Genomic DNA, 14,828 nt, shown 5'->3' with positions numbered 1-14,828 from the left:
GGACCACCTCAGGCGGAGACGGCGTGGGCGGGCGCCGGCTCGATACGACCGGAGCGCATGGCGACCTGCCTGTCGCAGCGCCCGGCGAGCGCGGGGTCGTGCGTGACCAGGAGAAGGGTCATGCCGCGCTCGGCCGCCTCGGCGAACAGGAGATCGGCGATCTGGCGGCCGGTCGCCTGGTCGAGATTGCCGGTCGGCTCGTCGGCGATCAGGATCTTTGGATGCGGCGCCAGGGCGCGGGCGATCGCCACGCGCTGCTGTTCGCCGCCCGACAATTCGCCCGGATAATGCGTAACGCGGTCCTTCAGCCCGACCGCTTCGAGTTCCGCCGCGGCGCGGTCGAACGGGTCGTCATGGCCGGCAAGTTCGAGCGGCACGGCGACGTTTTCGAGCGCGGTCATGTTGGGGATCAGGTGAAAGGACTGGAAGACGATGCCGATATTGCGGCCGCGAAACGCGGCGATATCGTCCTCGCTGCGGCCTACCAGCGCTTCGCCGGCGATCGTGACGGCGCCCGCATCGACGCTTTCGAGCCCGGCGATGACCATCAAAAGGGTCGACTTGCCCGACCCCGACGGCCCGACGATGCCGGCGCGCTCGCCGGCCGCGATCTCCAGGTCGACACCCTTGAGCACGTGAACGGACGACGCGCCGCGCCCCAGCGTGAGCGACACGTTCTTCAGTTCGATAACCGCTTTGGTCACGGAAAATCCATCCTATATGGTGAAGCGACGAGGTGAAATCCCAAGGCGCGCCCGACAGGTCGCGTCCGGCTCATATGGGAAATACGGTATGGGTTTCAAAGCAAGCTTACGCGCATTCATGTTCGGTGGATTGGCCGTGCTTGTCCAGTTTGGCGTTGCGGCGGCCTCCACAAGCATTGTCGGCCTCGGCGATAGCCTGATGGCGGGCTATGAGCTGGCGCCGGGAGAATCCTTTCCCGAACGGCTCGAAGCCGCGCTCCGCGAAAAGGGTTACAATGTAGCGGTGACGAATGCCGGGGTTTCCGGCGACACGACCAGCGGCGGCCTGGCGCGGCTCGACTGGTCGGTTCCCGACGACACCGATCTGGTGGTTCTCGAGCTCGGCGCAAACGACATGCTGCGCGGCCTGCCGCCGGCCACCACCGAGGACAATCTCGACACGATGATCGCCCGCCTCAAGGAGCGCGGCGTCGAGGTCGTGCTGGCCGGCATGCTGGCCGCGCCCAATCTGGGGGCGGACTTCTCCGACGCGTTCAACGCCATCTTTCCCCGTCTGGCCGAAAAGCACGACATCGCGCTGATCCCGTTCTTCATGGACGGGGTGGCGGCTGATGGCGGGCTGCTTTTGGCCGACGGCATGCACCCCAACGCCGAAGGGGTGGAGCGGATGGTGGAAAACGCCCTGCCGGTGGTCGAGGAGACGCTCGGCACGCTGAAGGCCGGCGCTGCCGATCACGACTGACGCGAAATCGATCCTGCGCCGGCGCGGGGCTTGCCGGCGCGGCAAAACGATGATTCGCTGAGGGTCGAAGAGCGATTCGAGGAGGTAGCCATGCCGCGACTTTTCACCGCCCTCGAGATACCGCGCGATGCGAGCCTGTCGCTCTCCCTGCTGCGCGGCGGCCTGCCCGGCGCGCGCTGGATCGACGTCGAAAACTACCACATCACCCTGCGCTTCATCGGCGACGTGCCTGGACGGGTCGCGGACGACATCGTCAACGGCCTCGACCGGGTACGGCGGCCGGGATTCCAGATCAACCTATCCGGCGTGGGGACGTTCGGCTCGAAGAAACCGCACGCGTTGTGGGCCGGCGTGGCGCCCTCGCCCGAACTTTTCGCGCTACAGTCGGAGATCGATCGCATATGCCTGCGCCACGGGGCAGCGCCCGATCCGCGCAAATTCACCCCGCACGTGACACTGGCGCGGCTGCGCAACGCGGCCCCGCACGAACTTGCGGCCTATCTTTCGGGGCGCGGGAACTTCGCCACCGCACCGTTCAGGGTCGCCCGTTTCGTGCTGATGTCATCGCGCGATTCGGTCGGCGGGGGGCCTTATCTGGTGGAGGAGGCCTGGTCCCTGTCCGGCTCATCCCAGGGGGCGGCGAGCTTTTCGGCCAGGGCCTCGGATGCCGCGCGGATCATGCGGTAGACCGTTTCGAAACCGTCGGCGCCGCCGTAATAGGGATCGGGCACGTCGCGCGCCTCGCCGAGCGCGAAGTCCATCAAAAGGTGGATCCAGTCTAACCGGCCGCCGCCCGCCCGCGCCTTCAGCTCGGCCCGGTTGCTCCGGTCCATGGCAAGCACAAGGTCGAAGCGTGCGAAATCCCCGTCCGCGATCCGCCGGGCGCGCTGCGCCGTCAGGTCGATGCCGTGCCGCGCGGCGATCTCGACCGAGCGCGGATCGGGCGGCGAACCGGCATGCCAGCCGCCCGTGCCGGCCGAATCGACCAGAAAACGCCCGGCCGCTCCGCGGTTTTGAAGCACATGGCGGAAGACGCCTTCGGCCAGCGGCGAACGGCAGATATTGCCGAGACAGACGAAGAGGACGGACTGGCGGGGCTGCGAAGTCATGACATGTGCGTTATCATGAAAACCGGCGGCCTGGAGAATGGGATTTGGCGATGAAGCGTGAAAAACTCGACGAGACGGCCGTGGCCGAGGCGCTTGCCGGCCTGGACGGCTGGCAACGGGCCGCGGACCGAGAGGCGATCACCAAACGCTTCGTGTTCGGGAATTTCAACGAAGCCTTCGGCTTCATGGCGCGGGTCGCGCTGGCGGCGGAAAAGATGGACCACCATCCCGACTGGTCGAACGTCTACAAGACGGTCGATATCGCGCTGTCGACGCACGATGCGGGCGGGCTGACCGCGCTCGACGTGGCGCTTGCCAAGGCGATCGAGGCCTGCGCGGGCAAACGCGCCTGAAATCATCATCGTGCAGGCGGTTGGCCGGTTTCCGGACAGCGGGCCGACTTGCATGGGAACGCGAACGGCACCACATTTGCGACCATGGACAAGATGATGGACGACGACCGCATCGCCGAAGTGCTGGACCCCGTGAGCGAGGCCGAGAACGCCAGGCGCAGGCAGCGCGTGCGCGACAATCTGCGCCGCACCGTGCGGCGCGCAGCCCGACAGATCCCGTTCATGGACGAGGTGATCGCGGCCTATTATTGCGCGCTCGACGACAAGACCCCGACACGCGTGCGCGGGGTGCTTCTGGCCGCGCTCGCCTATTTCGTGCTGCCGCTCGACACGATCCCCGATTTCCTGGTCGGGTTCGGCTTTACCGATGATATCGCTGTGCTGACGGCCGCGTTGACGGCGATCCGCGGCCACATCACGCCGGCCCACCGCAAGGCGGCACGGGACTTTCTCGACGAACAGGACTGACCGGTCGGCTTTTCAGCCGTCGGCGTCGACCCTCGGATCTGCTTCCAGCGCCCGTCGCAAGCGCGCGAAAGCCAGACGGATGCGCGATTTCACCGTGCCGAGCGGAAGCCCGGTACTGTCGGCGATCTGGCTGTGGGTGAGCCCGTTGAAAAACGCCAGCCTGACCAGGTCGGCCTGCTCGTCGGGCAGGTCGGCCAAAGCGAGGCGGACGCGCTCGTCGCGCTGGCGCGCGTCGAGCCCGTCATCGGGCGCCTCGGCGGCGTCGGGCCAGAAGAACGGGTCGTGCGGGTCGATCAGGTGTGAGCGGTCGCGGCGCAGCCCGTCGATGCGGCGATTGCGGGCGACGCGAAACAGCCAGGTCGCCAGCGACGATTTGGCCGGATCGAAAAGATGCGCCTTGTGCCACATCACCGCCATCACTTCCTGGGTCAGATCCTCGGCGGCGCCGGCTTCCATGCCCTGTTTTTGCAAAAAGCCGTTGATGCGCGGAGCAAAATGATCGAACAGGGCCGCGAAGGCGTCCCGGTCGCGGCCGGACGCCACGCGCGCCATCAGGTGCGCATGCCGTAATTGCGGCGCAGGTTGGTTTTCGCGCAAGCTGCTCCCCGTTTACGCCCTTCGGGCGACGGCCGCCCGCCATGACCCTACGGGCGCGGCTGCTGCGGCGCAATAAGGCCTTGGGCGCGTGTTGCGGGATGCGCCCCGGCGGACGCTGCTGGCTGACAAACTGTTGCCGTTTTCCTGCGCTCTTTGCCTCAATCATAGTGTTTCGGCGCAAAATATGCCGTGAGCGCGGCTGTGCCGGAACCGGCGGAAGCGGACGCATTATCGTCGGTCGGATTCACTCTTTGGTAACTCCGATTAATTAAAATTAAGGCGAGTGCGGCCCGGAAAGGGCGCTCGGCAACGGGTTGAACAGGCCAAACACAGGAAAATGGTATCGACATGCGTGCACTGATTTCGTTCCTCGCGGGAGCAGCCGCCATTGTGATGGTGGCAGGACCGGCCGGAGCGCAGACCGCGACGAAGGTGGGACAGCACAATGCCTGGGGGACCTACTCCTACCAGTCGGGAAGCGGGAAGGTCTGCTATGTGCTGTCCGTGCCGACCGACAAGCAGCCCTCCTCGCTCGATCATGGCGACATCTTCTTTTTCGTGAGCCAGAAGCCGGGGCAGAACATCGCCTACGAACCGCAATTCATCGCGTCCTATAATTTCAAGGAAAACTCGAAAGTGTTGGTGAAGGTGGGCGACCGCTCCTTCTCGCTGTTCACCAAGGGCAAGTCGGCCTGGCTGGAAAACGCCGCGGAAGAACCGCAGCTCGTGGCCGCGATGAAGGCTGGTGCCGAAATGTCGGTGCAGGCGGTGTCCGGACGCGGAAACGACACCAATTACGCCTTTTCGCTGCGCGGCATCACCGCGGCGCTGCAATCGATCTCGAGCTGCAAATAAGGGCGTCGCTCGAACGCGGGTTCTCGTGAAACGGATCGCTTCGACCGGTCCGGACCACGGCGCGGCGGTTCAGTCGGCCTTCCTGTGCAGATGGGCCATCCCGGCCAGGATCAACCCGGCGATCTCGGCGACGCGGCCGGGCGTGTCGGTATCGTAAAACCGCATGATCTGGCCGGGATCGCGAAAGCGCGCCGTCATCGCCTCGACGAGATTTGCCGCTTCGCCCGGTTCGCGGCCGCCCAAAAGCCCGTTTTCGCCACAACGCTGCATAATCGCCTCAAGCTGGGCGTGCATGCGGTTCAAATGGCGCTCGACGATCGACATATTGGCCTTGCCGAGCGCGAGATAGGCGCGAAACAGGTCCGGGTCCTCGGCATAGCGGGCGCGCTTCAACTCGTATTGGCGTACGATGAAGCGCAGCAACTGCTCGGCCGGCGGCTGCCGCGAGGCGGCGATGTCGGCGAGTTCCCGCTCGATTTCCGCGAACCAGCGCTCGCCGACCGCTTCGAGCAGATCGCGCTTGCTACGAAAGAAGCGGTAGGCATTGGATTGCGACATGCCGCATTCGGCGGCGATATCCGACACGGTGAGCTTTTTCGGTCCGTGCGCCCTGATGTGATGCTCGGCTGCCTCGAGCAGTTTTTTTCGGACGGCGGCGATGTCGGTTTTCGGTCTCGGCAAATATCAGATCCATCTGCGGGTCCGACGCCGGTAATCGCGATAGGCCTCGCCGAAGACCGACTGGGCGATCCGTTCTTCGTAACGGATATACCAGAGGTCGGTGACGAGAACGAAGGCGGCCACCAGCGCGAAATTGATCGGCGTGTTCAGCTTGATCGCAAAGCCCAACAACGCCAGCGCGAAACCGAGATACATCGGATTTCGGCTCATGGAATAAAGTCCATCGGTTATCAGCCTATCCGGCCGGTGAAAGGTGTGGATATTCGTCCCGGCATGACGAAACCGCCGCGCACCGGCAAAGGCCAGCGCCAGACCCAGAGCGACCAGGGGCAAGCCGAGATAATAATTGACCGGCGGCGGTATCATTCCGCCGCCGGGCAGGGCGCGATAGACCGCGATCATGGCGACGGCGGTCAGCACAAGCAGGATGGGCGGTATCAGCCATTTCATCGCATCTCTCCAACGCCAGCGAGGATCGCTCAATTCATATCAGATGATTTTATGATAAAATTTGATATTCATCAATTTTCATTTTTGAATGGTCGCAAGGCGGATGACGCAGGCGCTCGGTTCTGGTAAAGCCGCTGAAACTGGAAACCGGCTGCGGCCGACCATATTTCGAAGCCCATGGCCCTGACGATCGATCTGACTTCCGCCGAGAGCCGCAGCGCTCTCGCCGCCAAAACCGCGAAACCGGACAAGCCGACCCTGATCGGCCTGACCCGGGATGAGCTTGCCGTCGCCCTGGTGGAAAGCGCGCTCGTGCCCGAACGCCAGGCCAGAATGCGCGCGCAGCAGCTCTGGCACTGGCTTTATGTGCGCGGCGTGTCCGACTTCGACGCGATGTCCAATATTTCGCGTGACCTGCGCGGCGCGCTCGACCGTCATTTCACCGTGGCGCGGCCGCAAATCGTCGAGGAGCAGATCTCGGCCGACGGCACTCGCAAATGGTTGTTCCGCTTTCCGCCGCGCGGCGCCGGGCGTCCCGTCGAGGTCGAAACCGTCTACATTCCCGAGGAGGGGCGCGGCACGCTCTGCATCTCCTCGCAGGTCGGCTGCACGCTGACCTGCTCGTTCTGCCATACCGGCACCCAGAAGCTGGTGCGCAATCTGACGGCGGAAGAGATCCTGTCGCAGCTCTTGACCGCACGCGACCGGCTCGGCGATTTCCCGCAGCGGGAAACGCCGATGGGGGCGATCGTTCCGGCCGAGGGGCGCAAGGTCTCCAACATCGTCATGATGGGCATGGGCGAACCGCTCTACAATTTCGACCACGTGAAGAAGGCGCTGTTGATCGCCTCGGACGGCGACGGATTGTCCTTGTCGAAGCGCCGCATCACCCTGTCGACATCGGGCGTGGTGCCGGAAATCTACCGCACCGGCGAGGAAATCGGCGTCATGCTGGCGATCTCGCTGCACGCGGTGCGCGACGACCTGCGCGACATGCTGGTGCCGATCAATAAAAAATATCCGCTGAAGGAGCTTCTGGAGGCGTGCCGGCGCTATCCGGGCCTTTCCAACGCCCGGCGCATCACCTTCGAATATGTCATGCTGCGCGACGTCAACGATTCGCTTGCCGACGCCAAGGAATTGGTTCGGCTGCTCCGGGGCATTCCGGCCAAGATCAACCTGATCCCGTTCAATCCCTGGCCCGGTTCCAACTATCAGTGCTCGGACTGGGAAACGATCGAGACCTTCGCCGATTATGTCAATCAGGCCGGCTACGCTTCGCCGATCCGCACGCCGCGCGGGCGCGATATTCTGGCGGCCTGCGGCCAGCTCAAATCGGAATCCGAGCGGCTGAAGAAATCCGAACGGCTTGCGCTCGAGGCGATGATGATCGCCGGGCACGGCGAGGCTTGACCCAGCTTCTCGTTCTTCTGGTCCGCTTCGCAATCATCATCGTCGGATATGCGGCCGCCGCGCTGGCGGCGAGCGGGTTTCTGCACGCCATCCTGCTTGGCAGGGCCCAGGCCGAATTGGGATCGGGCCCCGACGGTCTCGGTGCCTGGATGGTTTCGACGCTGTTCGTGGCGCTCTTGGTTTCCTACTACGCCTTCATTCCGTCGATTGCCGCGATCTTGTTCGGCGAATTCTCGCGCAGACGGGAATGGCTCTACTATGCCGTCTGCGGCGGGGCGATCGCGGCCGCGGTCGCCGCCCTGCTCTACGGCGTCGGCCAAGGCGCGGCGGCGTCGCCGGCCGATAGGCCGATCCTGCCGCTGCTGGGGGCCGGCATCGTGGGCGGCCTCGTCTATTGGGCCGTTTGCGGCCGCAGCGCCGGACGCTGGCGCGACCGGGCCGAACTCAACGCGCCTGAGCGGTCAGGATCTTGATCGCGAAGGCGGAAAACACGCCCGCGAACAGATAGTCGATCAGGCGCGTCACCCGCGGACTTTTCTTCAAGAGCCCGGCAAAACCGTCCGCCGCGAGCACCATCGGGATGGTCAGCGGCAAAGAGAGCGGGATGAACAGCAGGCCGAGAAAGAACAACTTCCCCGACGCGTGCGGGTCGGAAACCGAGACGAACTGCGGCAGGAAGGTCATGAAGAACAAAATGATCTTCGGATTGAGCAGGTTGATCCCCAGCCCCGTCGCCCAGTTGCGGTAAAGCGACCGCGATTTGCCGGCGCGGGTTTCCGGCGAAAAGGCCGAGCCGTTTCGGATCGCCTGCCAGGCAAGCCAGACCAGATAGCCGGCGCCGGCGATTTTCAGCGCTAGAAAAGCCTGCGGCGAGGCGACGATCAGCGCCGAGAGCCCAAGCGCCACCATGCAGGTGTGGATGACGATACCGGTCATGGCGCCCACCATGCAGGCAAGCCCCGCCGCGCGCCCTTCCGACAGGGCGCGTCCCACGAACAGGGTCATGTCGGGGCCCGGCGTGATGGCGATGATGAAGGTCGCGACGGCGAACTGCAAAAGGACTGAAAATTCGGGTACGAACATGGGAACCTGGCACCGGACCATTGTTGCAGTGTCGAGGCTTCGCTTTACAGCATCGACGACACTGCGAAAAGCTCGCCGCCGAGCCATTCCCGCCAGACTGCACGCCAAGGCGAAGGTCCAAGCTGGCAGCGTTTGCCGATGACGCTTCGCAGAAATTCGAGCCGTGCCGGATCATTCAGATACAAGTGTTTGATTCTAAGTAATATTCCCAAAATAACAAATTTTGCTGCAGTGCAAATATGATCAAGAATGCAAAAGATATAAATTCAATATAGAATTTATGGTTTGATTGCGAACAATATGAGAAATAAAACTTTCGTATTAGAAGCGACTGCAGCAAAATCCTTGCCAATCACCGGATTGCACAAATGTTCGTATAGATTATTCTTGATGTGCTGAAACACGCGATATGCATATCAGGGAGGAAAAAATGACGACCGATAAAATTTCGCGGCGACACTTTCTGAAAAACAGCTCGATCGCCGGGGCCGGCGCGGTGGCGACGACCACGCTGGCGACGCCGGCGGTTCTCGCGCAGGCCCCGATCACGTTGAAAATGCAATCGTCCTGGCCGTCCTCGGACGTCTTCCAGGAAATGGCGCAGCAATATGTCGAACGCGTCGAGGAGATGGCCGGCGGTCGGCTGAAAATCGACCTGTTGCCGGCCGGCGCCGTCGTCGGCGCCTTCCAGGTGCAGGATGCCTGTCACGACGGCATCATCGATGCCGCGCACACGGTTCCGGTCTACTGGTACGGCAAGAACAAGGCCGCGTCGCTCTTCGGCACCGGCCCCGTCTTCGGCGCCAATGCGACCGAGATGATCGCGTGGATGTATCACGGCGGTGGCAACGAGCTTTACCGCGAACTGACCCAGGACGTTCTGGGCCTGAACATCGTCGGCTTCTTCGCCTTCGGCATGCCGGCGCAGCCCTTCGGATGGTTCAAGGACGAAATCACCAGCGCCGACCAGGTCGCAGGCCTGAAATACCGCACGGTCGGCCTGGCGGCCGACCTGTTCCAGGCGATGGGAGCGGCGGTGGCACAGCTTCCCGGCGGCGAGATCGTGCCGGCGATGGAGCGGGGCGTGATCGATGCGTTCGAGTTCAACAACCCGACCTCCGACAGCCGCTTCGGGGCGCAGGACGTGGCCAAGAACTACATGCTGGCCTCCTATCACCAAGCCTCCGAATCGTTCGAGTTCATCTTCAACAAGGACAAGTATGAAAGCCTGCCGCCCGATCTGCAGGCGATCCTGAAATACGGCGTGGAGGCCGTGCATCTGGCCAATACGGCGCTGGCGCTCCATCAATATTCGGCCGATCTGGAAAAGCTGCAGACGGAGGCCGGCGTCAACGTCAAGCGCACGCCCGACGATGTCCTGAAGACCCAGCTCGACGCGTGGGACGAGATCCTGCCGCCGCTGATGGAGGATCCGTTCTTCGCCAAGGTGGTGGAAAGCCAGAAGGAATGGTGCGAGCGGGTGGTGTTCTACAGCCTGCAGAACGCACCGGACTACCGTCTGGCCTATCAGCACTATTATCCGGGCAAGCTCTGATCGTCTCGCAGGGCCCAGCCAGGGCCGATCTGCGTCCGGCTCCGGAGGCGTGGTATAGTCGCAAGCGGCGGGTTTCGGACCCGAGACCCGCCGTGCGCCGCGCGCACTCCGGACGACGACCGGCCCTGGCGTGGCGGGATGCGGCCGATAGGCGGCCGCGTCCCCTGTTCACGGCTTGCGGTTGAGCCTGGTCGAGACAATGCGGGGGCAAAGGGTGATGCGAAGCTATATAAGGTTTGCCGACAAATTGTCGGCCTGGTTCGGCAAGGTGTTCGCGTGGTGCGTGCTCGTGATGACCCTGGGGGTCGGTTACGAGGTTTTCGTGCGTTACGCGCTCAACGCGCCGACGCCGTGGGCGTTCGACCTGTCCTACATGATGTACGGGACGATGTTCATGATGGCGGGCGCCTATACCTTGTCCCGCGACGGTCATGTGCGCGGCGACTTCGTCTACCGGCTCTGGAAGCCGGCGACGCAGGCCAAGGTCGAGCTCATCCTGTATTTGCTGTTTTTCTTTCCCGGCGTGCTGGCGCTGGTCATTTCCGGCTGGAAATACGCCGGACGCTCCTGGCGCTATTTCGAAGTCTCCAGCATGAGCCCGGCCAACGTGCCGATCTTCCAGTTCAAATCGGTGATCATCGCCGCCGGCATCCTGCTGGTCTTCCAGGGCGTGGCCCAGGTTTTCCGTTGCGTGCTCACGATCCGCACCGGCGCGTGGCCGCTTCCCGAAGAAGACGTCGAGGAGCTCGAGACGAGGCTGCAGAAGGCCGGCCGTTCGGTGCTGGCGCACGGCTCCGAAGCGATCGACATCGTCACCCCGAAGGAAAGGCGTCCATGACCGATCCGCAAATCGCGATCCTGATGCTGGGCCTGTTCATTTTCGTCATCATGCTCGGCTTCCCGATCGCCTTCACCCTGATGGCGATGGGTATCGGCTTCGGCTATTACGCCTATTTCGACGCGGAGCGCATGCGCACCCTGTTCGACAATCGCATCTTCGATCTGTTCGTCAACCAGACCTATTCGGTGATGGCCAACGACGTGCTGACCGCGATCCCGCTATTTTTGTTCATGGGCTACATCGTCGAGCGGGCCAATATCGTCGATCGGCTGTTCGAGACGCTGAGCGTGGCGAGCCGCCGGTTGCCAGGGTCGATGGCGGTCGCGGCGCTGATCACCTGCGCGCTGTTCGCCACCGCCACCGGCATTGTCGGCGCCGTCGTGACGCTGATGGGGCTGCTTGCCTTTCCGGCCATGCTCAGGGCGCGCTACGACGAGCGTTTCGCGTCGGGCGTGATCTGCGCCGGCGGGACGCTGGGCATCCTGATCCCGCCCTCGATCATGCTGATCGTCTATGCCGCGGCTTCGGGCGTGTCGATCGTACGGCTTTATGCCGGGGCGCTGCTGCCGGGTTTCCTGCTGGCCGGCATGTATCTGATCTACATCGTCGGTCGTGCCACGCTGCAGCCTTCGCTCGCTCCGCGCCCGGACAAATCCGACGACCCGATACCGACGGCGCGGCTGATAGTGATGTTGCTGACGTCGTTCTTTCCGCTGGCGATCCTCATCCTGTCGGTGCTCGGCGCGATCCTGTTCGGTCTGGCCACACCCTCGGAGGCGGCGGCGATCGGGGCGATCGGCGGGCTCGTGCTGGCCGCCGCCTATCGCGCGCTGACCTGGGACAGGTTGCGCGAGTCGGTCTATCTGACGGTGCGCACGACCGCCATGGTGTGCTGGCTGTTCGTCGGCTCGTGGACGTTCGCCTCGGTGTTTTCCTATCTCGGCGGCGAGCAGGTCGTGCGCGAATTCGTGGTCGGCATGGATCTGACGCCGCTGCAGTTCCTGATCCTGGCTCAGATCATCATCTTCCTGCTCGGCTGGCCGCTGGAATGGTCGGAAATCATCATCATCTTCGTGCCGATCTTCCTGCCCTTGCTGCCGCTTTTCGACATCGATCCGCTGTTTTTCGGCATTCTGATCGCGCTGAACCTGCAGACGTCCTTCCTGACGCCGCCAATGGCGATGTCGGCCTATTATCTCAAGGGGATCGCGCCGCCGCATGTGCGCCTGACGCAGATCTTCGCCGGCTCGCTGCCCTATGTCTTCATGGTGTTCATCACCATGGTCGTGCTTTACGTGCTGCCCGACATCGTGCACGCGCTGCCGAAGCTGTTCTACGGGCGGTGATGATGGTCAGGCACGCGATCGACCGCATTTCGGAGAGGTCCCACCATGCTCGTTGACCGCCTGTTCGCCCTACTGGCCTTTGCGCTTCTGGCCGGGTTTCTCGGCATCATCGCCGTCAAGGTCCATCGGGTCGACCTCTACGTCGCCTGTCTGATCGGCCTCGGGCTGGCCGGTTACGACATGTGGCGCTCGCTGTTTCGCGGCAACCGATAGGACAGGGCGCTGGTCAGTCGCGCGCGGACTGGCTGGCGGGAACGCGCAACGAATAACCGCCGCCGTCCCAGAACCAGACGAATTCGTCGTCCTCGCCCGGCGGCAGCGCCACCAGGTCGGGCCAGCCGTCGGTTGCCGCGCCCGGATCCCAATGCAGCGCCATGCCCTCGCTGTTGAACACCTCGTGCCAGTCGGCCGCGGCGTTCAGGCGGGCGTGAACGGTGACGTTGCAGCCGGTATCGCCGAAATAGGAACTCGCCCCACACAGGCTGGCGATCAAAAGCGCGCGCTGCGCATCGAGATCGACGCGCCGCGCCTTGACCTGGGGGGCAAAGCCGGCGGCGGCGCGGAAACGCGCGATCTCGTCGGCAAGCAGCTTTGTCGCGGTGTCGACGGCCTCGCCGATCTCTTCGAGCGCGATCGCCTCGTAGGCGGACATGTCGCGCGGCGAGCATTTCGGCGCGACCGCTTCGATGGCCTTGCGCGAGCCGCGCAGCGACAGGCGCGCCCGCACGGCGGCCGCGCCTTCTGCGAGTTCAACCGACATTTCGCCGCCGCTCTTCAGCGGATCGAGCAATTCGCGCGGCACCTTCAGCGCCACGCCTCTCCCGCTGGAGACGCGTTCAAGTTCGAAATCGGACCGGTCGATCCGCAACCGGGCGGTGTCGGGCAGGGCCTGGGCGTCGGTGTCGGCGGCGACGCGCAGGAGCAGCGTCCAGCGCTGTTCGCGGCAGTCGAGCTGCACGGCCTCGACGCCGCGGGCGGCGACCGGCGGCGGGGCGTATGCGATGGCGCCGAAAGGCGCGACCGTCCAGCGTTCGGCGGCCGATACCGGGCCGGCGAGTGCCAACAGGGCGAAAAGCGCGGCACCGGAGGCCGCAAGGCCGCCAATACGGCCGCGCCGCGTGGCGTGCGTGTGACGTGATGGCAAGGTTTCGTCCCCGCTTCCCGATTCGAGCCCCCCGGCAGATTAGCCGATCGCGAAAGGGGCGCAAACCGGGCCGCGGCAAGCGGTCGAGCCGGCCTTTTCGACGCGCCCGAGACGTCGATCGGAGGCGCGGCGACAGCCTTGCCCGGCCGTGCTTTCCTGATAAAAGGGCAGCGACTTCAAGGGCGCGCCCGGCGCCGGCAAATCGAAAGACGAGATATCCCATGAGCAAGTGGAACGACGTCAAGAAGGTCGTGCTCGCCTATTCCGGCGGTCTCGATACCTCCATCATCCTGAAGTGGCTGCAGACCGAGCTCGGCGCCGAGGTGGTGACCTTCACGGCCGATCTCGGCCAGGGCGGCGAATTGGAGCCTGCGCGCCAGAAGGCCGAGATGCTGGGTATCCGGCAGATCTATGTCGAGGACCTGCGCGAAGAGTTCGTTTCGGATTTCGTCTTTCCGATGTTCCGGGCCAACGCGCTCTACGAGGGCGTCTATCTGCTCGGCACCTCGATCGCCAGGCCGCTGATCTCCAAGCGGCTGGTCGAGATCGCCGAGGAGACCGGCGCGGACGCGGTCGCGCATGGCGCGACCGGCAAGGGCAACGATCAGGTGCGCTTCGAGTTGTCGGCCTACGCGCTCAATCCCGACATCAAGGTGATCGCGCCGTGGCGCGACTGGGAGTTCAAGTCGCGCACGGCGCTGCTGGATTTCGCCCAGGCCCACCAGATCCCGATCGCCAAGGACAAGCAGGGCGAGGCGCCGTTCTCGGTCGACGCCAATCTTCTGCACTCCTCCTCGGAGGGCAAGGTGCTGGAAGACCCGTGGTCGGAGGCGCCCGAATATGTCTATCAGCGCACCATCTCGCCGATGGAGGCGCCCGACACGGCAACCGAGATCACGATTTCCTTCGTCAAGGGCGACGCCGTCGCCATCGACGGCAAGGCGATGTCGCCGGCCGCCATCCTGACGGCGCTCAACGATCTCGGCCGCGACAACGGCATCGGCCGCATCGACCTGGTGGAAAACCGCTTCGTCGGCATGAAGTCGCGCGGCGTCTACGAAACGCCGGGCGGCACGATCCTGCTTGCGGCGCACCGGGCGATGGAATCGCTGACGCTCGACCGTGACGCGGCGCATCTGAAGGACGAGTTGATGCCGCGCTACGCCGAGCTGATCTATAACGGTTTCTGGTTCTCGCCGGAGCGCGAGATGCTGCAGGCGCTGATCGACAAGAGCCAGGAAGACGTCGAGGGCGAGGTGCGGCTGAAGCTCTACAAGGGCAATGTCATCGTCACCGGCCGGCGCTCGCCGAAATCGCTCTATTCGGACGCGCTGGTCACGTTCGAGGACGACCGCGGCGCCTACGACCAGAAGGACGCCGAAGGCTTCATCCGCCTCAACGCGCTGCGTTTGCGCACGCTGGCGGCGCGCGACCGGCAACGGTAACGCAAAGCGCGCGCGCCGCCCTGGCCGGGTCTGGCGCAACCA

General features: G+C 64.1%; 19 protein-coding genes. 12 read left to right on the top strand and 7 right to left on the bottom strand.

The features are described from left to right. Nucleotides 1-8: 8 nt before the first annotated feature. Nucleotides 9-704 carry an ABC transporter ATP-binding protein gene (locus EP380_RS08610; protein ID WP_106570266.1) on the bottom strand — a complete coding sequence of 232 codons (696 nt, stop codon included), beginning with the start codon at nucleotides 702-704 and terminating at the stop codon, nucleotides 9-11. Nucleotides 705-792: 88 nt separating this feature from the next. Between EP380_RS08610 and EP380_RS08605 the strand changes: the two genes are divergently transcribed. Both EP380_RS08605 and thpR read left to right on the top strand, forming a co-directional pair. Beyond that, a complete protein-coding gene (locus tag EP380_RS08605; RefSeq protein WP_106570265.1) occupies nucleotides 793-1,446 on the top strand; it encodes an arylesterase in 654 nt (217 codons plus the stop codon). 90 nt (nucleotides 1,447-1,536) lie between these two features. Next, the gene (thpR, locus tag EP380_RS08600; protein WP_127598011.1) at nucleotides 1,537-2,133 is read left to right on the top strand and encodes an RNA 2',3'-cyclic phosphodiesterase; all 597 of its coding nucleotides are present in this window, start codon (nucleotides 1,537-1,539) and stop codon (nucleotides 2,131-2,133) included. Here thpR and EP380_RS08595 read toward each other — a convergent pair. After that, a complete protein-coding gene (locus EP380_RS08595; RefSeq protein ID WP_127598009.1) occupies nucleotides 2,037-2,555 on the bottom strand; it encodes a low molecular weight protein-tyrosine-phosphatase in 519 nt (172 codons plus the stop codon). The genes thpR and EP380_RS08595 overlap by 97 nt on opposite strands. Nucleotides 2,556-2,605: 50 nt before the next feature. Here EP380_RS08595 and EP380_RS08590 point away from each other — a divergent pair, with 50 nt between their 5' ends. Next, complete coding sequence (locus EP380_RS08590) at nucleotides 2,606-2,908, top strand: 4a-hydroxytetrahydrobiopterin dehydratase (RefSeq protein ID WP_106570263.1); 303 nt, start codon at nucleotides 2,606-2,608, stop codon at nucleotides 2,906-2,908. Between the two features lie 96 nt (nucleotides 2,909-3,004). Next, the gene (locus tag EP380_RS08585) at nucleotides 3,005-3,376 is read left to right on the top strand and encodes a YkvA family protein (RefSeq protein ID WP_106570518.1); all 372 of its coding nucleotides are present in this window, start codon (nucleotides 3,005-3,007) and stop codon (nucleotides 3,374-3,376) included. Between the two features lie 12 nt (nucleotides 3,377-3,388). Here EP380_RS08585 and EP380_RS08580 read toward each other — a convergent pair whose 3' ends face one another. After that, nucleotides 3,389-3,928 (bottom strand): sigma-70 family RNA polymerase sigma factor, encoded by a 540-nt coding sequence (locus EP380_RS08580; RefSeq protein ID WP_127598007.1) that lies wholly within the window; start codon nucleotides 3,926-3,928, stop codon nucleotides 3,389-3,391. Nucleotides 3,929-4,321: 393 nt separating this feature from the next. Between EP380_RS08580 and EP380_RS08575 the strand changes: the two genes are divergently transcribed. Beyond that, nucleotides 4,322-4,828, top strand: coding sequence for an invasion associated locus B family protein (locus EP380_RS08575; protein WP_106570261.1), 507 nt, complete (start codon nucleotides 4,322-4,324; stop codon nucleotides 4,826-4,828). 69 nt (nucleotides 4,829-4,897) lie between these two features. Here the strand turns inward: EP380_RS08575 and EP380_RS08570 are convergent, their stop codons facing one another. Both EP380_RS08570 and EP380_RS08565 read right to left on the bottom strand, forming a co-directional pair. After that, complete coding sequence (locus EP380_RS08570) at nucleotides 4,898-5,509, bottom strand: TetR/AcrR family transcriptional regulator (protein WP_106570260.1); 612 nt, start codon at nucleotides 5,507-5,509, stop codon at nucleotides 4,898-4,900. Between the two features lie 3 nt (nucleotides 5,510-5,512). Further along, nucleotides 5,513-5,959: a methyltransferase family protein gene (locus EP380_RS08565; protein ID WP_127598005.1), complete on the bottom strand. Its 447-nt coding sequence runs from the start codon at nucleotides 5,957-5,959 to the stop codon at nucleotides 5,513-5,515. 177 nt (nucleotides 5,960-6,136) lie between these two features. Between EP380_RS08565 and rlmN the strand changes: the two genes are divergently transcribed. Both rlmN and EP380_RS23540 read left to right on the top strand, forming a co-directional pair. Beyond that, complete coding sequence (gene rlmN, locus EP380_RS08560; RefSeq protein ID WP_127598003.1) at nucleotides 6,137-7,372, top strand: dual-specificity RNA methyltransferase RlmN; 1,236 nt, start codon at nucleotides 6,137-6,139, stop codon at nucleotides 7,370-7,372. After that, on the top strand, nucleotides 7,369-7,845 hold the full coding sequence (locus EP380_RS23540; RefSeq protein ID WP_164749804.1) for a hypothetical protein: 477 nt from the start codon (nucleotides 7,369-7,371) through the stop codon (nucleotides 7,843-7,845). The genes rlmN and EP380_RS23540 overlap by 4 nt, the downstream gene beginning before the upstream one ends. On the opposite strand, the gene EP380_RS08550 is transcribed toward EP380_RS23540, so the two are convergent. Continuing rightward, a complete protein-coding gene (locus EP380_RS08550) occupies nucleotides 7,817-8,455 on the bottom strand; it encodes a LysE family translocator (RefSeq protein WP_127598001.1) in 639 nt (212 codons plus the stop codon). The genes EP380_RS23540 and EP380_RS08550 overlap by 29 nt on opposite strands. A gap of 430 nt (nucleotides 8,456-8,885) precedes the next feature. Between EP380_RS08550 and EP380_RS08545 the strand changes: the two genes are divergently transcribed. The 4 genes from EP380_RS08545 (at nucleotide 8,886) to EP380_RS23535 (ending at nucleotide 12,410) form a co-directional block, all read left to right on the top strand. Beyond that, nucleotides 8,886-10,010 (top strand): TRAP transporter substrate-binding protein, encoded by a 1,125-nt coding sequence (locus EP380_RS08545; RefSeq protein WP_106570255.1) that lies wholly within the window; start codon nucleotides 8,886-8,888, stop codon nucleotides 10,008-10,010. A gap of 217 nt (nucleotides 10,011-10,227) precedes the next feature. Continuing rightward, nucleotides 10,228-10,848, top strand: coding sequence for a TRAP transporter small permease subunit (locus EP380_RS08540; protein ID WP_106570254.1), 621 nt, complete (start codon nucleotides 10,228-10,230; stop codon nucleotides 10,846-10,848). Next, nucleotides 10,845-12,197, top strand: a complete 1,353-nt coding sequence (locus EP380_RS08535; RefSeq protein WP_106570253.1) for a TRAP transporter large permease — start codon at nucleotides 10,845-10,847, stop codon at nucleotides 12,195-12,197. The genes EP380_RS08540 and EP380_RS08535 overlap by 4 nt, the downstream gene beginning before the upstream one ends. A gap of 45 nt (nucleotides 12,198-12,242) precedes the next feature. Then, nucleotides 12,243-12,410 (top strand): hypothetical protein, encoded by a 168-nt coding sequence (locus EP380_RS23535; RefSeq protein WP_164749803.1) that lies wholly within the window; start codon nucleotides 12,243-12,245, stop codon nucleotides 12,408-12,410. Between the two features lie 13 nt (nucleotides 12,411-12,423). On the opposite strand, the gene EP380_RS08530 is transcribed toward EP380_RS23535, so the two are convergent. Next, nucleotides 12,424-13,341, bottom strand: a complete 918-nt coding sequence (locus EP380_RS08530) for a hypothetical protein (protein ID WP_127597999.1) — start codon at nucleotides 13,339-13,341, stop codon at nucleotides 12,424-12,426. A 221-nt stretch (nucleotides 13,342-13,562) separates the two neighbouring features. Here EP380_RS08530 and EP380_RS08525 point away from each other — a divergent pair, with 221 nt between their 5' ends. After that, nucleotides 13,563-14,786: an argininosuccinate synthase gene (locus EP380_RS08525; protein WP_127597997.1), complete on the top strand. Its 1,224-nt coding sequence runs from the start codon at nucleotides 13,563-13,565 to the stop codon at nucleotides 14,784-14,786. The last annotated feature ends 42 nt before the right edge of the window (nucleotides 14,787-14,828 follow it).

The organism is Nitratireductor alexandrii, from assembly GCF_004000215.1.
Classification (GTDB): Bacteria; Pseudomonadota; Alphaproteobacteria; order Rhizobiales; family Rhizobiaceae; genus Mangrovimarina; species Mangrovimarina alexandrii.
Note: the sequence above shows the minus strand (reverse complement) of the source record. Positions and strands in the feature narration are given on the sequence as shown.